Here is a 20,908-nt window from a genome sequence, read left to right as displayed (position 1 = left end):
GCGCCGAGACGCTGACGAAGAAGATGCCGCGGTCGGCGTCGGGCGTCAGCTGCGATGGCAGGTTCTGGTAGAGCGTCCAGGACGCGCCGGTCAGCGCGGCGGCGAGGCCGATCACCACGAAGGGCACCTTTAGCGAGTGCGCCAGAAGCGAGCGATAGCCTTCCGACAGGCGCTGCGTGGCACCGTGCACGATGCGGGCGAACCGGCCGTCGTTCATGCCCTTCTTGAGCACGCGCGACGCGATCACCGGGCAGAGCGACAGCGCCACAAAGGTCGACAACGCGACCGCGATCGCCAGCGTGATGCCGAATTCCGAGAACAGCTTGCCGATCTCGCCCTGCAGGAAGGACAGCGGCACGAACACCGCGATCAGCGTGGCCGAGGTCGACACCACGGCGAAGAAGACCTGGTTGGCGCCGGTGCGCGCGGCCTCGACCGGATCCTGCCCGTCCTCGACCTTGCGTTCGATGTTCTCGAGCACGACGATGGCGTCGTCGACCACCAGGCCGATGGCCAGGATCAGCGCGAACAGCGTCAGCGTGTTGAGCGAGAAGCCCGCCAGCGCGATGCCCGCGCAGGCGCCCAGCAGCGCGATCGGAATGGTGACGGCGGGCACGATCGTGGCGCGGATCGAGGCGAGGAAGATGTAGATCACCGCGACCACGATCGCGACGGCGATGCCCAGCGTCGTGACTACCTGCCGGATCGAGCTTTCGATGAAATCGGCGTCGTCGCTGGTGACTTCCAATGTAGTTCCATCCGGCAGGTCCTGCTGGATCGCGTTGACCTCCTCGTTGATCGCGCGCGAGATCGACAGCGTGTTGGCCGACGACTGGCGCAGCACGCCCAGGCCGATGGCGGTCTCGCCGTTGGCGCGGAAGCGGGAATCGTCCGTTTCGGTGCCGATCTCGACCCGGGCGACGTCGGACAGGCGCACCTGCGCGCCGCCCTCGTCGCGCACGATCAGGTCCTCGAACTCGTCCACCGTCGACAGCCTCGTCTGCGTGCGCAGCAGGTAGGCACGCGAGCTGCTTTCGATGCGGCCGGCCGGAAGCTCGAAGTTGTTGTCGCGCAGCGCGGCCGAGACCTCGCCCACGGTGACGTCGCGCGCGGCCATCGCTGAGGGGTCGAGCCAGACGCGCAGAGCGTAGGGGCGGTCGCCGTAGATGTTGACTGCGGCCACGCCGCTGAGCGTCTCTAGCCGGTCGGTCACGAAACGGTCGGCGTAGTCGGTCAGCGCGGTCGCCGACATGGTGTCCGACGTCATCGTCATCCAGATGATCGGATCGCCCTGGCTGTCGTTCTTGGCGACCTCGGGCTCGCTCGCCTCCTCGGGCAGATCGCCCGCGACGGATTGCACGGCGGCGCGCACGTCCGATGCCGCCTGGTCGATGTCGCGGCCCTGCCGGAACGTGATGACCGTACGCGAGCCGCCAAGCTCGGCCTCGGTCGACATCCGCTCGATCCCCGCGACGGTCGATATGGCGCCTTCGATGACCGACGTGATTTCGGAATCCACGACGCCCGGCGCCGCGCCGGTGTAGGAGACGCTGACCGTGACCTCGGCGGTCGAGATGTCGGGGAGTTCGCGCACCGGCATCCGCATAAGCCCGGCGATCCCGACCACAACGATGAGGATCGAGATCACTGTGGCGAGAACCGGACGCCGCAGGCAGAGATCGGGAAGGGTCATTCCAGGCCCTCGCGCGCGATGTCCTCGGCCACGGTGACGGACGCGCCGTCGCGCAGGGTGTTCCAACCCGACACGACGACGCGGTCGTCGGCGCTCAGCCCCTCGACCACCTCGGTCAGCGCGCCGATCGACGCGCCGGTGGTGATCTCCTGCCGCTGCGCCTGGCCGTCGGCGACGGTGTAGACGTAGGTGACGCTGCCTTCGCTGATGATCGCGTCGTCGGGCACGGCCAGCCCTTCGTCGGTGTCGAAGACCAGGCGCGACTGCGCGAACATGCCGCCCACCAGCATGCGGTCCGGGTTGTCGATCTCGGCGCGGACGTCGAAGCTGCGCGACGCCTCGTCGATGCCGGCCTCGCGGACAGTAACGGTGCCCTCGAATTCCTGGTCGGGATAGGCGGGCACGGTCAGGTCGACCGTCTGGCCGCGGGAGACGCGGCCGAAATACCGTTCGGGCAGGGCCATGTCGACCTGCACGACCGACAGGTCGGACAGCGGCGCGATGACGTCCTGAGGCGACAGATACGCCCCCGCGTCGACCGAGACGAGGCCGAGCGTGCCGGCGAAGGGCGCCTCGATCCGGCGATCCTCGAGCGCGGCTTGCGCGGCAAGAACGTCGCTTTCGGCGCGGCCGAAGGTGGCGCGCGCCTCTTCCAGTTGCTGATTGGCGACGGTGTTGCTGTCGGCCAGTTCCTCGATCCGGTTCAGGTTCTGGCGCGCTTCCTCCAGCGTCGCCTCGGCGCCTGCAAGGCGGGCGCGCTGGGCGCGATCGTCGAGCTGCACGATTAGGTCGCCCGCCTCGACACGCTGCCCCGAATCGACGCCGACCTCGGTCACGCGGCCCGACACGGTCGGCCTGAGTTCCACGCGGCGCCGGGGCGTGACGGTGCCCACGGCGTCGACGGCGTCCTCGACCACGCGGGTTTTGGGCGAGGCCACGCCGACGCGCGTGGCGCGCTGACCGCCATCGCCCCCGCCCTCGCTTTCCTGCGCGGCTGCACGGCGGTCCAGAAAGTACTCGGTCCCGAAAAGACCGACGGCGCCCAACGCGGCGACGACGCAGGCTGCGACGGCGATCCTGGCCACTGGTCTCACGGTTGCTTGTCCTTCTTCGGTCTGCCGGTTCGAGGGCGATTACATGGCCCGCGAAGAAAGACTAGCAACGTCTTTTGGTCGAAAAGGGTGCCCGTCCTGACGCATTCGTGAGGCTACGACGGGCGGCTTGGGGCCGGTTCATGCGGCGGATTTGCCGCGCGCAATTCATTGTTTTGGAGGGATTTAGTCTCGTCCGCCGAAGAGCGCCACAGCCGTGGTGCGACCGCTGTGCTGCGCGGTCGCCGCAAAACCCAGATGCGTGGCGCGCGCGCCGCCGAGACCCGTCTCGGCACCCCGATCGGCCCAGTTCTCAACGAAACCCGTCACGGTTTCCGCGGACAGCGCGGCCCCCGCGCCGCCGCGGCTGGCGGTAAGGATCGCAAGGCTGGTCCAGCGCCCGGCATCGTCGGGCAGCAGGTCGCGGATGTTCTGCGGCGGTTCTTCGCCGACCAGGCGCTTCTCGAGCAGGCGTCGCGCCGCGGTATCGAGCGTTTCGCTGGGCTGCAGGGGGGCAAGTCCGGCCTCCGCGCGGCGCGCGTTGACGGCTTCAAGCGCGGCGGATTGCGCCTCCATCGGATCGAGCACCGGTCCGCCGTCCGCGTCGCCGGGGCCGGCGAAGGTTTGCACGGCGTAGATCTCGTCGCCCTCGCCCTGGATGCCGAAGCCGAAGCGGTCGAAGCCTTCGGACAGGATGTTCTCGCGGTGCTCGGGGCTGTTCATCCAGCCCTCGTGGAAGGCCTCGACCCGCGCGGCATCGGGCGGGGGCGAGCAGCCGGCGCAGCGGGCGATGTTCTCGCCGCTGAGCGCCCACTGGCTACCGCCCGCATCGCGAAATCGGTCGAAGGGCGTCTCTCCGTCCGGGCCAACATGGGCATAGAAGTCGCGTTCGATCATGTCGGCGGCGTGCCCTTGCGCGGCTTCGTTGAGGATTGGGTCGAGAGTCAGCGCCGCCAGTCCCGCGTCGTTGCGCGACGCGTTCACCAGCGCCAGCGCGCGGTCGCGGAGTTGCGCCAGATCCTCGGGTTCTTGCGCGAGGGCGGGCATCGCGACGGCGTTTAGTGCTGCGACGGCCAGTCCGCAAAGCAGGCGGGGCAGGGTGACGGGCGGTTCGAGGTGACGGTCCATGTCGCGCCAACCCGTCGGATGGACATGCGTTCCCTGCCTAATGCCGCAACGCCCGCGCAAGACGCCGGATCCGGATGGCGCGGTTGAGCTCTCCGCCGAAGATCAGGACGAGGGCCGCGAGATACATAAAGTAGAGCGCCGCGATGATCCCCGCGAGGCCCGCGTAGTAGCTGCCGTAATCGGCGAAGTTCGACAGGTAGAACGAGAAGATCGCCGTGAGCAGCGTCCACGTGACCACGGTGAAGACCACGCCGGGCCACATGCTGGAAAAGCGCGTGCGCCGCGCCGGCAGGAAGACATGCGCCGCGAACAGCGCCGCGATCAGGATGATCGCGGCGACCGGGTAGCGCACCAGCTTGATCGTGACCGAGGCCGGGTCGAAGCTGGGCAGAAGCAGGTGCAGCCACGACCCCGCCCGCGGCGCGAGGACCAGAACGTAGCCCACCAGCACCAGCACCAGGCTGGCGACGATGACCATGACCACCTGTGTGGCGTACAGGACGACGGCCGAGCGCGTCTCGCGGATGCCGTAGGCGCGGTTGAGGCCGACGCGCACGCCGTCGACGCCGCCGATCGCGAACCAGATCGTCAGCAGGATACCGATGCTGAGCACGCCGCCGCGCTGCACGGTCATCACCTGCTGTACCTCCGAGACGATCGGCTCGACCAGCGCCTCGGGCACGATGGCGATCAGGAATGCGACCAGGTCGTCGGCCATCGACCGGTCGCCGATGAAGGCGGTGAGCGAACTGGTGAAGATCAGGAATGGGAAGAGCGCGAGCAAAGCGCGGAACGCGATGTTCCCCGCCAGCCCGAAGGCGTCGTCGCTCCACAGGCGCAGCGCGGCCTCGCGTCCGATCGCCACCGGCACGCGCCAGCCATCGCCGCGCAGCAGGTCCTCGGGATTGGCGCTGACGACGCCATGGGTCACGACCGCATTGCGGACGGTATCGTGGCTCGGCGTCGTGTCCATGCGCGCAAGGGTCCCGTTCAACTCAAGTCTTCTACCAACGACCTATGGCGCGGTTCCGCCCGTTCCAGCGACCGGCGCAAGGCCGGGTGTCGAGGCGTGAAACCTGTCCTGTCATGCGCCACGGCGGCGCCGCGCGCAATCGGTGCCGTCGGCGGCCGGCATGGCATCCCACGCCCCGTTCCGGGAAAGGACCCAGACATGAAGACGCTTCTCACGCTTTCGACGGTCGCGCTGATGGCCGCCAGCGCCGTGCAGGCCCAGGACATCGTGCGCAACCGCACCCCGGGCAGCGATTTTCCGATCGCGCAATCGGTCGAGATTCCGCCCGGCGCTTCGGTCCTCTACGTCTCGGGGCAGGTGCCGCCTGTCGTGAACGAGGACGCCGAGCAGGGCTCGCGCGAGGCCTACGGCGATACCGAGACGCAGACGGTCGGCGTGCTGGAACGCATCGACGCCGCGCTGCAGGCGGCGGGCTACACGATGGACGACGTGGTCAAGATGCAGGTGTTCCTGGTCGGCGATCCCGAGATGGACGGCGCGATGGACTTCGCAGGGTTTATGAACGGCTACACGCAGTTCTTCGGCGTCGAGCGCGGCAACCTGCCGGCGCGCTCTGCGATGCAGGTCGCAAGCCTTGCGGTGCCGGCCTGGCTGGTCGAGATCGAGGTCATGGCCGCGAAGATGCCCGAGTAGGTATCGCGGGTGCCGGCGGACCGCTGCCGGCACCCAAGAGGTGCCCTGCGCGGTCGTGAAACTTTACAGCGCGGCGCCGCGTCACTATGCCCGGCCTGGTCCCGGTTGCGGAGAGGGTGGGGTGACATGACGGCATTCGGCTGGTGGCTTCTGATCGTGGGGGTGCTGATCCTGTCTGGGATCGTCGTGCCCTACGGCATCCTGTCGGGTGGCGCGGCCTCGCTGGCGGTTCCGGTATTCTGGACGCTGTTCGCGCTGGGCGTGGTCGTCGTGATCGCCGCGGGCATCCGCGGCTGGAGGGCCTGAGCGTGCTGTCCCCGGTCCTCGTCTGGGCGGCGGTCGCGGTCTTCGCGCTGATCGGCTGCGGCGTCGCCTTTGCTGCGACGCAGGGCAATACCGGCCGCGCGGACGACTACTATCTCGGCGGGCGGAGCATCGGCGGCGCGATCGCGGGACTGAGCTATGCCGCCACGACCTATTCCGCTTTCATGCTGGTGGTGCTGACCGGGCTGACCTATCGCGGCGGCATCGGCGCGCTCGGGTTCGAACTCATCTACTTCTCGGGGCTGTCGCTGATCGTCGTCTTCGGGCCGCGCTTCTGGCTGGCGTCGCAGGAATGGGGCTTCGTCACGCCGTCCGAAATGCTGGGCCGGCGCTACGGCTCGAAGGCGGTGGCGCGGGTGGCGGCGGTCATCTCGATGCTGTTCCTGATGCCCTACTGCACGACGCAGATGGCCGGGATCGGCCTGCTGCTGTCCGAGGTGACCGGCGGTGCGATAACTCTGGAACTGGCGGTCGCGACCGGCGCCGTGCTGGCGATCTTCTGGACGCTCCTGGCAGGGCTGCGCTCGGTCGCGTGGACGGATGCGGGGCAGGCGGCGGTGATGCTGGTGGCGGCGCTGCTGGCGGTCGGCTTCGTCATCGCCGCGATCGGCGGTCCGGGCGCCTTCGTCGACCGCGTGCAGGCCGAACGCCCCGAATGGCTGGGCGTGCCGGGGCCGGGCCTGTGGGCGCTGCCGACGTTCCTGGCGCTGTCGCTGCCGTGGTTCTTCTTTCCGCTGTCGAACCCGCAGGTCAGCCAGCGTTTGTTCATACTGCGCGACCTCGCCGCCATGCGCGGGATGATCTTCTGGGTGCTCGGCTTCGGCCTGATCTTCACGCTGATCTCGGTCGTCTGGGGCTTCGCCGCGCTGATCCTGACCCCGGGGCTCGAGAACACGTCGGCCGCGACGCCGGCGTTGCTGGCCTCGGGCGCGGTGCCGGTATCAGTCGCGCTGTTGCTGATCGTGGGCATCCTGTCCGCAGCGATCTCGACGCTGGACTCGATCGCGCTGACGCTGGGCTCGATGACCGCGCGGGACCTGCCGACCGCCCGGTTGAGCGAGGCGCGGCAGATCTTCGTCGGCCGGATCGTGGTCGTGCTGGTCATCGCCTTCGCCGCGCTGTTCGCGGTGCGGCAGGCGGCGATCGTGGACCAGCTGGCCGCATTGTCGGCCGCCGGGCTGGTCGTTTCGGTGCCCGCGATCGTCGGCGCGTTCTTCTGGGACCGTGCGACCGCCGCCGGGGCGCTCGCATCGCTTCTGGGCGGGGCCGCGCTGGCGATCTGGATGGCGCTGGGCGCAGGTGTCAGCGTCTTCGACCCGGTCCTGGCGGGCAGCGTGATCGCCGCCTCCGTCGGGCTGTACGTGGGCGTCAGCCTGCTGACGCGGCCGCGCGCCGAGGCGCTGGATTTCCGCGCGACGCTGGCACCGAAGCTGCGCGCCCACGGCGTCTGGTAGACGCGGAAAGGGCCGCCCCGAGGGACGGCCCTTCTGCGATCCGGCGTGGGGCGCTGATCAGAACGCCTTGGTCAGCGACACCTTGAAAGTCCGGCCCGGCGCCGGGCGCGTGGGCGACGACAGGTGGCTGACGTAATCCTCGTCCAGCGCGTTCTCGATCCCGAAGCGGACCTCGGTGCCGTCCAGCCAGCCCTGCTGCTCGGGCGCCCAGGTGGCGCGCAGGTTGTGCAGCGTGACGTCGGGCAGATCCTCGCTGGTGGAATCGCGCCGGTCACCGGTGTGAACGACCTCCCAGCTCAGGTCGAGCCGGTCGTCGAATTTCTGGCCCAGCGTGACCTGCAGCCTGTCGGCGGCCGTGTTGCGCCAGACGGCGCCGTCCTCGCCCGGATCGAACTCTTCGCCCGAGCCGAGATGCCCCGCCACGTCGACGTAGAACCCGCTTTCCCGGCCGTAGGATGCCTCGAGCTCGAACCCGCGCGTCTCGACCCGCTCGAGATTGCCGGTGCTCGACGTCCCGGTGTAGCTGGTGATGTCCCACAGCGTCGTCTCGTAGAGGTTGCCGCGGACAGAAAATGTGTCGCCCGTCGTCAGGACGTCCGTGCCGGTGTATTCGGCGCCGAGCTCGAAGGTGTGCGATTTTTCGGACGTGGTGATGCGGTATTGCGCCGACGCGCCGGTGCCGAGGTCGTCGATGATCGGCAGGTTCTCGGTATAGGCGGCGCTGCCGAAGACCGACAACCCGTTGCCGAAATCGTAGGCCAAGGCCAGCCCGCCCATCAGGCCGTCCTTGTCGTAGCTGTCCGGGACGCCGGCAAGATCGGTCTCACTTTCGATGTGCGAGGTCTCGTAGCGCAGGGCGGGCGTGACCGTGACCGCGCCGATGGACATCTCGTCGATGAGGAACAGGGCGAAACGGTCGTTGGTGCCGCCGGGGGCACCGGCGTCGGAATTGTCGGCGCGGACGCGGCGCTGCGCCTCGATGCCCGCCAACATGTCGTGCGACACGGTGCCGGTGTCGAACTGCGCCCGGTTCGTCACGGTCAGCTTTGTGGTCTCGTACTGCTGGTCCGCGTTCACCGTGCTCAGCAGGAACGGGAAGGTGGGCGTGCCTTCCAGCGGGGACGAGCCGGGTACGTAGTCGTACTCGATCACCTGGTCCGAGTAGGACAGGTTGGCGCGCAGGTCGATCAGGTCGCTGGCCGGGTTGTAGCGGTACTCGACCGCCGTCTGCGCCGTGTCGGTCAGCCGGTCGACGTTGCCGAACGTCCCGCCGGACGTGTCGAACTGGTCGTAGGGCACGTCCTTGTCGTCGGCCACGGTGCGCGAATGGCTGATGCTCAGCGAATGCTCGTCGTCGTCGCCGAAGGTGAACGTGCCCTTGGCCAGGTAGGAGGGCGTGCGGAAAGCGCTGTTGCCGATGGTGTCGCCGTCGCCGGCGGTCAGGTCGTCCTGGTCCCGCAGGGTGTAGTTCAGCAGGAACTCGGCGCCCTCGGCCGGCATCCAGGCCAGGTTGGTCGAGCTTGCGAAGCCGTCGCCGTTCGAGCTGTACTCGAAGGTCTGCGACCCGCCGAAGCCAGGCTCGCCTTCGGTGAAGTCGCTGGCATCCTTGGTTTCCAACAGCACGACGCCGCCGACGATGCCCGACCCGTAGGCGAAGCTGCCGATGGTGCCGCGCAGGACCTCGACCTCCTTGTAGAGCAGCGGATCGGTAAAGAGCTGCGTGCCGATGCGGTAGAGCTCCTCGGACCCGACGCTGGCGCCGTCGATCTGCACGGCGATCTTCTGGTCGGTGCCGTAGGTCGTGTTGGCGCCGAAGCCGCGGATGTTGATCCCCGAGCCCTGCGGCGTGGTGCCGTTGACCAGCGTCACGCCGGGGACCGAGTCGATCAACTGGGCGACCGTGCTGGCCTGCCGGTCCTGGATCTCCTCCTCGTCCACGACGGTGCGGGCGAGCGCGGTGCCGAAGCTCAGGTCGCGCTTGCCGCCGGTGAAGATCAGCGTGCCGAGAAAGCCGGGAGTGTCGGTGCCTTGCGCGGCGGCCGGCACAGCCAGCGACAGGCAAACGAGCGCGGTCGTGCCGCGCAACAGGGGGGTGATCATGGCGCCATCCTTGCAGCGTATTGGGCCGTAGCTTGCGAAGGCTGGCGCGGCGGTTCGGGTGAATTTGCGATGAAGCGCATCGCAACGGGTTGCAGCGTTAAACTTCTCTGATTAAAACAGTCAAGTAATTTGAGACAGCCACGCACCGAAACACATCGGGCGCAGCCATCGGACCCGCTTTCCAATCCGAGGACGCCCATGACCCAGCGACAGGCTGTGACCCCCGACCATATTCGTGCCTATCTGGCCGAGAACCCGAAGATGCGCGCGCGCGACGCCGCCCACGCGCTCGGCATCGCCGAGGCGCAGCTTGTCGCCGCCGGCGTCGGTGCCGGCACGACGCGGATCACCCCGCATCCCGACGACATCATCCCCGCCGCCGAGGCTCTGGGCGAGGTCATGGCCCTGACGCGGGTCGAGGCCTGCGTGCACGAGAAGGTCGGCGCCTACGGCAACTACCATCCCGGCGAACATGCGGCGATGACGCTGGCCGAGGACATCGACCTGCGCATCTTCCCGTCGCACTGGGTGCACGCCTTCGCGGTCGAGGAGGGTGGCCGTCGCTCGCTGCAGGTCTTCGACGCGGCGGGCGACGCGGTGCACAAGATCCACCTGCGCGAGGCCTCCAACCACGACGTCTGGGCGCGGATCGTGGCCGACCTTGCGGTCGACGACCAGTCTGCAGGGCAAGAGGTCGCGCCGCGCAAGCCGGTCGAGGCCGCGAAGGTCCGCGAGGACAAGGCCGACATCCTGCGCGAGGAATGGGCGAAGCTCACCGACACCCACCAGTTCCTGCGCCTGTGCGCCAAGCTGAAGATGAACCGTCTCGGCGCCTACCGGGTGGCCGGCGCGCCCTTCGTGCGCCCGCTGGCGCCCGAGGCGGCCGACGCGATGCTGAATGCCGTGCGCGATGCGGGAATCGAGGTGATGATCTTCGTCGGCAACCGTGGCTGCATCCAGATCCATACCGGGCCGATCCTGTCGCTGAAGCCGATGGGGCCGTGGCAGAACGTGATGGACCCGGGCTTCAACCTGCACCTGCGGCTGGACAAAGTGGCCGAGGTCTGGGCGGTCGCGAAGCCCACGCAGCGCGGCCCGGCCGTGTCGGTCGAGGCGTTCGACGCCGAAGGCGGGCTGATCTTCCAGGTCTTCGGTGTCGGCAAGGAGGGGCGCGATTCCCGCGAAGCCTGGGGCCGGATCGTGACTGCGCTGCCCTCGGTCGCGCCGGTGCCGGCATGAGCGGCCGCAAGCACAGCGGTTTCGCCGCAGTCTCGGCCCTCTGCATCTCGATGGTCGGGGCGTTCGTCGCGTTCACGGTCAGCGCACAGCAGGCGGCGCAGACGCGCAATCCCCATGCAGATGTGCTATCCTTGGGCGGGTCGGTGACTGAGATCGTCGTCGCGCTGGGGCAGGGGCACCGGCTGAAGGCGCGCGACGCCACCTCGACCTACCCGTCCGAAGTGACGGACCTGCCGGACGTGGGCTACGTGCGGGCACTGTCGCCCGAAGGCGTGCTGTCGGTCGAGCCGTCGCTGATCCTGTCCGAGGAGGGCGCCGGCCCACCCGAGGCGATCGACGTGATCCGCGCGGCGGACCTGGACTTCGTCGAGATCCCCGACGCGCTGACGGCCCAAGGCATCCTGACCAAGATCCGGACAGTGGGCGACGCGCTGGGCGTGTCCGACCGGGCCGCTACGCTGTCCTCCGAAGTCGAGGCAGCACTGGCCGACGCCATCGCCGATGCCGAGCGGCCAGAGGCCGAGAAGAAGCGCGTGCTGTTCGTGCTGTCCACGCAGGGCGGCAAGATCAACGCCTCGGGCACGGGCACGGCGGCCGACGCGCTGATCCGCATGGCCGGCGGCGTGAACGCGGTCACCGAATACGACGGCTACAAGCAGATCACCGACGAGGCGGTCGGACTGGCGGCGCCGGACGTGATCCTGATGATGGATCGGGCCGGGGTCGACGATACCGATCACGGTGGCGCGGACGACGAGCTGTTCGGCATACCCGCGATCCGCCTGACGCCTGCGGCCCAGACACGGTCGGTGATCCGCATGGACGGGCTGCTGATGCTGGGCTTCGGCCCGCGCACCGCCGAAGCGGTCCGCAGCCTGAACGCGGCGCTCTACGGGCAGGAGGGCTGAGCCATGACGGCCCTTGCCGACACTGCGCCGCCGCACTGCGACCGGCTGTCGCGTGCCCGGTCGCTGCACTGGGTGCTGGCGGTCGCGCTGGTGCTCACCTGCGCGGCCAGCCTTCAGGTCGGCGCGACGGACGTAACCTTGTCGGACCTGCTGGCCAAGGCGGCGCGGGGTGAGGCGCTGACGCAGATCGAGCACGTTGTGCTGTTCGACATTCGCCTGCCGCGGCTGGTCATGGGCGGTCTCGTCGGTGCGGCGCTCGCGGTGTCGGGCGCGGCGATGCAAGGGCTGTTCCGCAACCCGCTGGCCGACCCGGGCATCGTCGGCGTCGGCGCGGGCGCCGGGCTGGGGGCGATCTTGGCGATCGTCCTGGGCGCCTTCCTGCCGGCTTGGGCGTTGGACCTCACCGGCAACTATCTGACGCCGGTCGCGGCCTTTCTGGGCGGTTGGGGCTCGACCATCCTGCTCTACCGCGTCTCGACCCGGCACGGGCGCACGTCCGTGGCGACTATGCTGCTGGCGGGCATCGCACTGGGCGCGCTTGCCGGGGCGCTGTCGGGCATCCTCGTCTACATCGCCGACGACCGGCAACTGCGCGACCTGACCTTCTGGGGGCTGGGCTCGCTGGCGGGGGCAAGCTGGGCCAAGGTCATGGCCGCCGGGCCGATGATCGCGCTCGCGCTAGGGGCAGCGCTGACGCTGGGCCGCGGGCTCAACGGTCTCGCGCTGGGCGAGGCGACGGCGGCGCATATCGGCATCGACGTGCAGCGGATGAAGTCCATCGCCATCCTCGCTGTTGCAGGCGCCACCGGTGCCGCGGTCGCGGTCTCCGGCGGGATCGGTTTCATCGGGATCGTGGTGCCGCACCTGCTGCGGCTGGTCTCGGGGCCCGACCACCGGACGCTGCTGCTGAACGCGGCGCTGCTGGGGGCGATCCTGCTGATCCTCGCCGACGTGATCGCGCGCGTGGTGATCGCGCCCGCCGAACTGCCGATCGGGATCGTGACCGCCGTGCTGGGCGCGCCGGTGTTCCTGTGGATCCTGCTGACGCGCCGGGGGCTGGTCGAGTCATGAGCCTGGTCGCCGAAGACATCCACGTCGCCTACGGCCGACACGAGGCACTGCGCGGCGTCAGCCTGGTCGCGCGCCCGGGCGAGGTCACGGCCATCGTCGGCCCGAACGGGTCGGGCAAGTCCACGCTTCTGGGCGCGATGACCGCGACGCAGCCCTATCGCGGCCGCGTGGTGCTGAACGGCGCTGACATCGCGACCGCCAAGCCGTGGGTGCTGGCGGCGCAGCGCGCTGTGCTGCCGCAATCCTCGCGGCTGGCCTTCCCGTTCTCGGTGATCGAGGTGGTGCGCATCGGCCTTCAGGCGGGCACCGCCGGCGACCGTCCCGAGGTGCCGATGCAGGCGCTGGCCCGCGTGGGCCTGGCGCATTACGCCGAGCGCAGCTTTCACGAGCTGTCGGGCGGCGAGGCGCAGCGCGTCATGCTGGCGCGCGTGCTGGCACAGGTCTGGGTTCCGATCGAAAACGGCACGCCGCGCTGGCTGTTCCTGGACGAGCCGGTTTCGAGCCTCGACATCGCGCACCAACTGCAGGTGATGGAGATCGCACGCGCCTTCGCCCGGGCGGGTGGCGGTGTGATCGCGGTGATGCACGACCTCAACCTGACCGCGCTGTTTGCCGACCGGGTGGCGGTGCTGTCGCGAGGCCTGCGGCTTGCCTATGGCACGCCGTCCGAGGTGCTGACCGACGATATCCTCTCGCGCGCCTACGGCTGCGCGTTGCGCGTCTCGGCCGCGCCGCCGCCGGGCGTGCCCTTCATCCTGCCGCACGCGGCCTCGGCCTGACGCTGCGCTGGCAAAGGTTCTTGACTGATTTAGTCGGAAAAGGATATCCAGATATCGTACCCGACTCTAACGGTCGGTCATTGTGTGATGCGTCCATCGACGCGCGTCCCAGCCACCGCCCAGGCAGCCCGGATGTCAAAGGACAGGAGTGAGAGACGTGACGACATCCGTACCCGCAACCCCGCCCGTGCCGCAGCCCGCCGGGGCGAATGCCTGGCGCGACCTTGCCCATGCGCCGGACGGCGCCGGCGCAGACGGCGTTGCGCTGGAACACCTGATCGACCTGCAGCGCGGCCGGGCCGACCGGCGCGGAGAGGCGCGATGACCCTCATGCAAAGCGTGCCGAACCCCCGCATTGTCGAAGACGCCGACGGCACCGCCGTCTACGACGCACGCGACCTGATCGCCAACGGCGTCAAGGCCGAGATCGTGCTGGACGGGCAGACCTACACCCTGCGCATCACCCGCGCGGGCAAGCTGATCCTGACCAAATGACCGGCATGGCCGATATCCACACCAGTCCCGGCCGGATGGTGGTCGGACGCCTGACCGACCTCGCCCCGTGGGAGGCCGGGCTGATCCTGTTCCTGCGCGCCTGGATGGACGGACCCGCCGGGCAGGCCGAGGTCTGGAACTGCTTCGCCCGGGCCTTCGGCGGCGCCGAGGGACGGGTGCAGCTGCACCGGTTCGAGGCGCTGCTTGTCACTCTCTGCGAGAACGCCCGCCGGCCACTGATGCGACACGGCGGCGGCTGCGCCTGCCTCGGCGCGGACGAGGCGATGCTGTGCACGCTGGTGCGCGAGGCCGTGCGCGGCGACCTGACCGAGGCCGCCGCGATCGCCGGCCTGCTGGTGCGCGCGCGTCACGCCGACGCGGTGGCGGATCTGGCCGCGCAGGTGGGCGCGGCGTTGCGGCGCATGACGTGGAGCCTCCCGCAAGGGCAGGCTAAAGTGGTTACCCACGGGCATCACAGGCTGCACTGACCCGCCGACACGAGCCAGACTGCACAGACCAAGCCAGACAGAGCCGCAGGCTCACCACTCCAGCGAGGATACCATGCCGAACGTTCCCAGCCCCTGCATCGACGTCTGCAAGTTCAGGCGCGAAGGTCATTGCATCGGCTGCTCGATGACCAAGGCGCAGAAATCGGCGTTCAAGAAGCTCAAGAAGGACAAGCACCGCGAGGCGTTCGTCGAGCTCGTCGTCGCGCAGCAGTCGGCGATGGGCCGCTACAGCCACTGGCAGCCGGCCTACGCCAAGAAATGCCGCAAGAAGAACGTCAGTCTGGCCGTCCTGGACGGGGGCAAGGCGGCATGATCGCTGGCGCGTTCAATTCTTCGCGCCCCGAGACCGGGCAGCGCGGCGACAGCGCGCACGATGTGCGGGGGCACGTGCTTGTCGAAAAGCGCGTCGCGCAGCCCGTCGATCCCCTGCTGGATCACCTGCGCCACGCCGCGCGCGCCACCCGGTGCAAAAGCTATCTCGACCTCTTCGGCGCCTGCGCGTCGATGTCCGGCAACCGCCGCGTGGCGGCGCAAACGGCGTCCGAGATCCTGATGCGCGGCCTGTCGCAGGCGCTGGGAACGCGCCCCGTCCTCTACCGCGAGGGCGAGGTGGAGATGTCGTTCGACGAGGCCTGGCTGATGGCGCTGGCGCACGCGCTCGAGCGCGACGATGCGGCGAGCGCCACGTTCCTTCTGCATTCGCGCGTACCGAACCACGCGCGCCGGAACCTCGTCTTCCTGCTGCGCCGCATCGTCGAGGAATTCCGTCAGGTTTAGAATTATTCTAAACGGGCTTGTCGTAGCGTCGCGCCGGGATTAATTTCCCTGGTGCGAGCCAGCCTTTTCGCCAGCCAGCACCTTACGCTCATGCAGGAGGCACAGATGACACAGACCGCTCAGACCCTTTCCAACGACGCCACGACGCAGATCGCCGAGGCGCTCAACCAGTGCGTGGCCGAAACGGCCGTGACCACGATGCTGGCGCAGAACTTCCACTGGAACGTGACCGGCATGGCCTTCGGCCCGCTGCACGCGCTGTTCCAGACGATCTACGAGGATCACTTCACCGCGCAGGACGACCTGGCCGAGCGGATCAAGGCGCTGGATGCCCATGCCGAGGGCACGCTTGCGGGCATGCTCAAGCGCTCGAAGGTGGCAGAGGTCGACGGCGCGCCCGACGCGCAGGAGATGATCCGCCTGATGAAGGACGCGCAGGAGACGCTGGCCGAGACCATCGGCGGCGCGGGCGAGTTGGCCGCCAGCCACGGCGACACGCTGACCGAGGACCTGTGCATCGCGCGCGGCCAGACGCACGAGAAATTCGCCTGGATGCTGCGCGCGCATCTGCGCTGAGCGCTTCGTCCGACCCGGGGTGCCGGTGACACGATACCGGTACCCCGGCGGCGGACGCACGAATCGACGCTGGAGCGCCAGCGCCTCATACGGTTGCTTTGAAACCGGTTCCCGGTCCGTTTTTGCCTCAGGGCCTCAGGGCCTCAGGGCCTCAGGGCTGCCTTCATGGACGCCTCGGGAAAGCAGGTGGCCGGCGCGCCGCGCGCTTCCTGCCAACGCCCGATGGACCGGCGGGTCTTGAAGCCGGCCAGCCCGTCCGCGCCGCCCACGTGGTGACCCATCGCCTGCAGCGCCCGCTGCATCTGGGCGACGTCCGAGCGGTAGAGGCCTCCGACCTCGTCCCAATTCGCGCTGAAATCGCCGACGCCATAAGCGATCCGGTCGCCCACATGGCCTACGAACAGCGCGTAGAGATCGCTCATGTTGTAGTCCTTCAGGACGTAGAAGTTCGGAGTGACGATGAAGGCCGGCCCATGTCGCCCGGCCGGCATCAGCAGCGATCCCGGCCCGCGCAACTCGTGATCCGGAAACGGCCGGCCCGAGACGCGCTCGATCCCCATGGCGGTCCAGTCGGCGATCGGGCGGGCCTGATCGGGGCCCTCGAGCGTACAGGACACCGACGGCGGCACGCGTACCTCGAAGCCCCAGTCGCGCCCCGCGATCCAGCCGTGCCGGGCCAGGTAGTTGCCGATCGACGCGATCGTGTCGGCCTCGGATCGCCAGATGTCCGCACGGCCGTCGCCGTCGCCGTCGGCGGCGTAATCGAGGAAGCTCGACGGCATGAATTGCGGCTGCCCCAGCGCGCCGGCCCAGCTGCTTCTCATGGCACCCGGAGGGGCATGGCCGGCCTCGGCGATCCGCAGCGCGGCGAGCAGTTCTGCGGTGAAATAGTCCGACCGCGTGCTCATGAAGGCCTTGGTTCCCAGCACCTCGAACGCGTCGTGCGGGATAGAGACCTGGCCGTAGCCGCTTTCGCGCCCCCAGATGCCCAGCACGATGTGCCCGGGCACGCCGGTCTGCCGCTCGACCGACGCCAGCGTCGCGGCGTGCCGCCCGGCCATCTGCCGGCCGACGCGTGTTGCACCGTCGACCGAGCCGCGGTTGAAGTAGCGGCCCGGCGCGCCGAACTCGGCCTGCCGCTGGCGCTGCGGGACTTGCGCCTCGGTCCCTGGCGGCACCAGATCCGGCAGGTCCCAGTTCAGCGACACGTCGGCGAAGGCGGCGTCGAAGGTCTGCGGGCTGACGCCCAGCCGGCGCGCCTGCGGCAGGATCTCGTCCTGAAGCCACGCGCGGAACTGGCGCTCGACGGCGGCGCGGTCCTGCGCGGGCGCGGCCGTGGCGGCGAAGGCGAGGATGAGCGTCAGGATTCGGAGCATTGGGCACCCTTCCGGCAAAGCATGTGCCGAGGATGCGGCGGCTTGCGCCCGCTGTCGATGCGGTCGGCGAGATGTCGCCTGCGCGGGCCGGAACGCCGGCCGGCGCGGCTTCAGTAGATGTGCGTCTCGCGTTCGCCGTGCTCGACGCTCCAGCCGCGGTACATGCCGTCGCAGTTGAACGGCGTGGTGAAGCTGCCATCCGCGGCGACCGCGATCAGGCCGCCGGAACCGCCGATCGCCGTCAGGTCGTCGTGCACCACGCCGCCCGCGGCCTTTTCCAGCGAGGCCGAGGCCAGCCGCATCCGCGCGTCGATCTCGTGCGCGACGGCCAGCCGCAGGAACGCCTCGCCATCGCCGGTGGCCGAGACGGCGCAGCTGCGGTTGTCGGCGAAGGTGCCCGCCCCGATCACCGGGCTGTCGCCGACGCGGCCGGTGCGCTTTGCGGTCATGCCGCCGGTGGAGGTGGCCGCGGCGACAGCGCCCTTCCGGTCACGCGCGACGGCGCCGACGGTGCCGTGCCGGCGGCTGGGATCGTCGTCCAGCGTGCCCGCTCGCTCCATGTCGAGCGTCTCCTGCAGGCTGTCCCAGCGCGCCTGGGTGAAGAAATAGGTGTTTTCCTCGAACGCCAGCCCGGCCTCGCTGGCGACGGAATGCGCACCGGCGCCGATCATCAGCACGTGGTCGGTGTGCTGCATCACCGCGCGGGCGACCCGGATCGGGTTGCGCGGACCGCAGATGCCGGCCACTGCGCCGGCCGAGCGGTCGCGCCCGTCCATGATCGCGGCGTCCATTTCGTGCGTTCCGTCGCGGGTGAAGACAGCGCCGCGCCCGGCATTGAACAGCGGCTCGTCCTCGAGCGCGCAGACCGTCGCCTCGACCGCGTCGAGCGCGCTGCCGTCCGCGGCCAGCACCGCCTCGCCGACGGCGAGCACGCGGGCGAGGGCGTCGTGATAGCGCGCCTCGGCGTCGGGGGTCATCGCATCGCGCGGCAGCACACCGGCGCCGCCGTGGATCACGAGAGTGTATCCTGTCGTCATGTTGCACCTCGTGCCGAATTCCGGATAATGACCGATCCCCAAGCCGGGCCAGTGCCGAAACAAGTGGCAGCTTGCGGTGCAAAGATCAAATCGTGCGACAAGAGGGTGTCGCGTACACCATTTCTTGGTAAATCATACCACAACATCTTGGGCATCGCCCGCCAATCAGGACAAATTGATGAACATGTCGGCAAAGGTCACCAAGGACGCTCCGGAAACCGCTCCGGCACCGCGGCATATCCACGGCGCCCTGGTCGCCATTGGCGGTGCCGAGGACAAGACCAACGAAATCGGGATCCTGCGCCACGTCCTGGCGCTGTCGGGCAAGCCCGATCCGGTGGTGGGCGTGATCACCACCGCCAGCAGCATCCCCGACGACGTGTTCGCCGCCTATGACGCGGCCTTCCGCACCATCGGCGCGGGCGAGGTGCTGGACGTGCGCGTGCGCGACCGGCGCGGCGCGAACACGCCGCAGGTGATCGAGATGATCGAACGGCTTGACGTGCTGTTCATCTCGGGCGGCGACCAGATGCGCCTCACGCACGTGTTCGGCGGGTCGGACGTGCTCGACACGATCCGCCGCCGCCACGAGGAGGAAGGCATGGTCATCGCCGGCACCAGCGCCGGCGCGGCTTGCCAGTCCGCGACCATGGTTTATGGCGGCGCGGCCGACGATTCCCTGCGCAAGGGCGCGGTCAAGATGTCGGCCGGTTTCGGCTTCATGGACGGCGTGATCATCGACACGCACTTCCTCGAACGCGGCCGCTTTTCGCGCCTGATGGAGGTTGGCGCGACCAACCCCGAATACCTCGGCGTCGGCCTCGGAGAGGACGCGGCGGCCCAATTCGATGGCGACGTGATCCGGGTGTTCGGGCCCGGTCACGTCATCTTGGTTGACAGTGCGGACATCAGCGGGTCGAATGTATACGACCTCGCCGAAGGAGAAGCCGTAGCGGTTTCCGGCGTGAAAATGCACGCGCTGGTCGACGGCTACGGATTCAGCCTGACGGACCGGCGAGTCCTCGGGCCGGATGAGCTCGAGGCATACAGCCTGGAGCCTAGGATTGCATATACTTGAGCACCGTGCGCTGCGCGGCCCCAACTATTTCAGCCGCTACCAATCGATCTACATGCGGCTGGACATCGACGATCTCGAGGACCGTCCAAGCGACAAGGTCCCCGGGATCGGAGACGCCCTTCGGGCGCTGATTCCGACGATCTACGATCACCGCTGTTCGGTCGGCGAACCGGGCGGCTTCCTTCAGCGGGTCACCGACGGCACCTATGCCGGCCACATGGTCGAGCACGTGGCCATCGAGTTGCAGAACCTGGTGGGCTTCTCGGTCGGCTACGGCAAGACCGTCGACAGCTACGACCGCGGCGTCTACGACGTCGTCTACCGATACCGCGACGAAGCGACGGGCATCGCCGCCGGCGAGGCGGCCGTCGACATCGTGCGCAAGCTCTACGACCAGCAGCCGGTCGACCTGCAGCCCCATATCGACCATCTGAAGGAAGTGCGCGACGCCAACGCGCTGGGTCCGTCGACCGGGTCGATCGTGAACGCGGCCAAGGCGCGCAACATCCCGTGGTACAACCTGACCGCCGGGACCAGCTACACGCAGTTGGGCCACGGCATCAAGCAGCGCCGCTTCCAGGCCACGGTCACCGACGCGTCGGGGATCATCGGCCACTCGATCGCGGACGACAAGGACTGGACAAAGCAGATCCTGTCGGACGCGGGCGTGCCGGTGCCGCAGGGCCAGACCTGCTATTCCTTAGAGGAAGCCCAGGCGGCCGCCGAGTGGATCGGCTGGCCGGTGGTGACCAAGCCGCTGTCGGGCAACCACGGCCGCGGCGTGACCACCGACATCGCCTCGGTCGAGGACCTGCGCTCGGGCTACGAGGCGGCCGTGGCGCGGGCCCGTGACGATTACGCGGGCGTCATCGTCGAAACCTACATCAAGGGCGAGGATCACCGCATGCTGGTGATCGGCGGCAAGCTGGTCGCAGCCGCACGACGCCGGCCGGCCCACGTGATCGGCGACGGCACCCACACGATCCAGCAGCTGATTGACACCGAGAACGAGGATCCCCGCCGCGGCGTCGGCCACGAGAACCTGCTGACGCAGATCGACGTGGACGACCAGACCCTACGCATGCTCGACCAGGCCGGCCTGACGCTGGACACGGTGCTGCCCGAGGGTGAGATCGCGTTCCTGAAATCGACCGCCAACATCTCGACCGGCGGCACCGCGGCCGACCTGACGGACGAGGTTCACCCCGAGGTGAAGTTCGCGATGGAGCGGATCGGGCGCCTGGTGGGCCTCGACGTGATCGGCATCGACCTTCTGTGCCAGAACGTCTCGATCCCGCTGGACCAGCAGCCTGCCGGCGTGGTCGAAGTCAACGCCGGCCCCGGCTTCCGCATGCACATGGCGCCGACCCACGGCACGCCGCGCCCGGTGGGCGAGCATGTGGTCGACATGCTGTTCCCCGATCCGACCGACGACGGTCGCATCCCGATCACGGCGATCACCGGCACCAACGGCAAGACCACGACGACGCGTCTGACGTCTCACATCCTGCGGCAGGCCGGCTGGTCGGTGGGCATGGGCTGCACCGGCACAGTCGAGATCGACAACAACGTCATCCTGCGCGGCGACTATTCCGGCCCTGCCGCGG

The 20,908-nt window shown here is 68.9% G+C and carries 22 protein-coding genes; 15 read left to right on the top strand and 7 right to left on the bottom strand.

Going from position 1 to position 20,908, the window contains the following annotated elements; all coding sequences use genetic code 11:
- From ACFDTC_RS06675 to ACFDTC_RS06660, 4 genes are all read right to left on the bottom strand, one after another.
- On the bottom strand, positions 1–1,693 hold a 1,693-nt coding region (locus ACFDTC_RS06675; protein WP_375258103.1), incomplete at its 3' end, for an efflux RND transporter permease subunit.
- Entirely contained in the window at positions 1,690–2,787 is a 1,098-nt protein-coding gene (locus ACFDTC_RS06670) for an efflux RND transporter periplasmic adaptor subunit (protein ID WP_375258102.1), read from the bottom strand. The genes ACFDTC_RS06675 and ACFDTC_RS06670, both read right to left, overlap by 4 nt.
- Positions 2,788–2,970: 183 nt before the next feature.
- A complete protein-coding gene (locus ACFDTC_RS06665; protein WP_375258101.1) occupies positions 2,971–3,912 on the bottom strand; it encodes a CAP domain-containing protein in 942 nt (313 codons plus the stop codon).
- A gap of 37 nt (positions 3,913–3,949) precedes the next feature.
- Positions 3,950–4,885: a YihY/virulence factor BrkB family protein gene (locus tag ACFDTC_RS06660; RefSeq protein WP_375258100.1), complete on the bottom strand. Its 936-nt coding sequence runs from the start codon at positions 4,883–4,885 to the stop codon at positions 3,950–3,952.
- A 198-nt stretch (positions 4,886–5,083) separates the two neighbouring features.
- On the opposite strand from ACFDTC_RS06660, the gene ACFDTC_RS06655 reads away from it, so the two are divergent.
- From ACFDTC_RS06655 to ACFDTC_RS06645, 3 genes are all read left to right on the top strand, one after another.
- The gene (locus tag ACFDTC_RS06655; RefSeq protein ID WP_375258099.1) at positions 5,084–5,578 is read left to right on the top strand and encodes a RidA family protein; all 495 of its coding nucleotides are present in this window, start codon (positions 5,084–5,086) and stop codon (positions 5,576–5,578) included.
- A gap of 126 nt (positions 5,579–5,704) precedes the next feature.
- Positions 5,705–5,884 (top strand): hypothetical protein, encoded by a 180-nt coding sequence (locus tag ACFDTC_RS06650; RefSeq protein WP_375258098.1) that lies wholly within the window; start codon positions 5,705–5,707, stop codon positions 5,882–5,884.
- A gap of 2 nt (positions 5,885–5,886) precedes the next feature.
- The gene (locus tag ACFDTC_RS06645; protein WP_375258097.1) at positions 5,887–7,356 is read left to right on the top strand and encodes a sodium:solute symporter; all 1,470 of its coding nucleotides are present in this window, start codon (positions 5,887–5,889) and stop codon (positions 7,354–7,356) included.
- Between the two features lie 57 nt (positions 7,357–7,413).
- Here ACFDTC_RS06645 and ACFDTC_RS06640 read toward each other — a convergent pair whose 3' ends face one another.
- Entirely contained in the window at positions 7,414–9,456 is a 2,043-nt protein-coding gene (locus ACFDTC_RS06640; RefSeq protein WP_375258096.1) for a TonB-dependent receptor plug domain-containing protein, read from the bottom strand.
- A gap of 198 nt (positions 9,457–9,654) precedes the next feature.
- Here ACFDTC_RS06640 and ACFDTC_RS06635 point away from each other — a divergent pair, with 198 nt between their 5' ends.
- The 10 genes from ACFDTC_RS06635 (at position 9,655) to ACFDTC_RS06590 (ending at position 15,810) form a co-directional block, all read left to right on the top strand.
- Positions 9,655–10,695: a hemin-degrading factor gene (locus tag ACFDTC_RS06635; RefSeq protein WP_375258095.1), complete on the top strand. Its 1,041-nt coding sequence runs from the start codon at positions 9,655–9,657 to the stop codon at positions 10,693–10,695.
- Entirely contained in the window at positions 10,692–11,603 is a 912-nt protein-coding gene (locus ACFDTC_RS06630; RefSeq protein WP_375258094.1) for a hemin ABC transporter substrate-binding protein, read from the top strand. Before ACFDTC_RS06635 ends, ACFDTC_RS06630 begins: the two co-directional genes overlap by 4 nt.
- 3 nt (positions 11,604–11,606) lie before the next feature.
- Entirely contained in the window at positions 11,607–12,674 is a 1,068-nt protein-coding gene (locus ACFDTC_RS06625; protein WP_375258093.1) for a FecCD family ABC transporter permease, read from the top strand.
- Positions 12,671–13,453 (top strand): heme ABC transporter ATP-binding protein, encoded by a 783-nt coding sequence (locus ACFDTC_RS06620; RefSeq protein ID WP_375258092.1) that lies wholly within the window; start codon positions 12,671–12,673, stop codon positions 13,451–13,453. Before ACFDTC_RS06625 ends, ACFDTC_RS06620 begins: the two co-directional genes overlap by 4 nt.
- A gap of 157 nt (positions 13,454–13,610) precedes the next feature.
- On the top strand, positions 13,611–13,778 hold the full coding sequence (locus tag ACFDTC_RS06615) for a hypothetical protein (protein WP_375258091.1): 168 nt from the start codon (positions 13,611–13,613) through the stop codon (positions 13,776–13,778).
- 5 nt (positions 13,779–13,783) lie between these two features.
- Positions 13,784–13,948: a hemin uptake protein HemP gene (hemP, locus tag ACFDTC_RS06610; protein ID WP_375258104.1), complete on the top strand. Its 165-nt coding sequence runs from the start codon at positions 13,784–13,786 to the stop codon at positions 13,946–13,948.
- A gap of 5 nt (positions 13,949–13,953) precedes the next feature.
- Complete coding sequence (locus ACFDTC_RS06605; RefSeq protein WP_375258090.1) at positions 13,954–14,436, top strand: hypothetical protein; 483 nt, start codon at positions 13,954–13,956, stop codon at positions 14,434–14,436.
- A gap of 73 nt (positions 14,437–14,509) precedes the next feature.
- Positions 14,510–14,770, top strand: a complete 261-nt coding sequence (locus ACFDTC_RS06600; protein WP_375258089.1) for a DUF1289 domain-containing protein — start codon at positions 14,510–14,512, stop codon at positions 14,768–14,770.
- Between the two features lie 74 nt (positions 14,771–14,844).
- Positions 14,845–15,234, top strand: coding sequence for a hypothetical protein (locus ACFDTC_RS06595; protein WP_375258088.1), 390 nt, complete (start codon positions 14,845–14,847; stop codon positions 15,232–15,234).
- A 105-nt stretch (positions 15,235–15,339) separates the two neighbouring features.
- Positions 15,340–15,810, top strand: coding sequence for a Dps family protein (locus ACFDTC_RS06590; RefSeq protein ID WP_375258087.1), 471 nt, complete (start codon positions 15,340–15,342; stop codon positions 15,808–15,810).
- A 143-nt stretch (positions 15,811–15,953) separates the two neighbouring features.
- Here the strand turns inward: ACFDTC_RS06590 and ACFDTC_RS06585 are convergent, their stop codons facing one another.
- Entirely contained in the window at positions 15,954–17,186 is a 1,233-nt protein-coding gene (locus ACFDTC_RS06585; protein ID WP_375258086.1) for a lytic murein transglycosylase, read from the bottom strand.
- 110 nt (positions 17,187–17,296) lie between these two features.
- The gene (locus tag ACFDTC_RS06580) at positions 17,297–18,223 is read right to left on the bottom strand and encodes an isoaspartyl peptidase/L-asparaginase family protein (RefSeq protein WP_375258085.1); all 927 of its coding nucleotides are present in this window, start codon (positions 18,221–18,223) and stop codon (positions 17,297–17,299) included.
- 76 nt (positions 18,224–18,299) lie between these two features.
- Between ACFDTC_RS06580 and ACFDTC_RS06575 the strand changes: the two genes are divergently transcribed.
- Entirely contained in the window at positions 18,300–19,301 is a 1,002-nt protein-coding gene (locus ACFDTC_RS06575) for a cyanophycinase (RefSeq protein WP_375258084.1), read from the top strand.
- The coding region (locus ACFDTC_RS06570) for an acetate--CoA ligase family protein (RefSeq protein ID WP_375258083.1) at positions 19,288–20,908 on the top strand (1,621 nt) is incomplete at its 3' end. The genes ACFDTC_RS06575 and ACFDTC_RS06570, both read left to right, overlap by 14 nt.

This window comes from Citreimonas sp. (genome assembly GCF_042096055.1).
In the GTDB taxonomy this organism is placed as follows: domain Bacteria; phylum Pseudomonadota; class Alphaproteobacteria; order Rhodobacterales; family Rhodobacteraceae; genus Citreimonas.
This window is presented reverse-complemented; position numbering and strand designations above follow the sequence as displayed.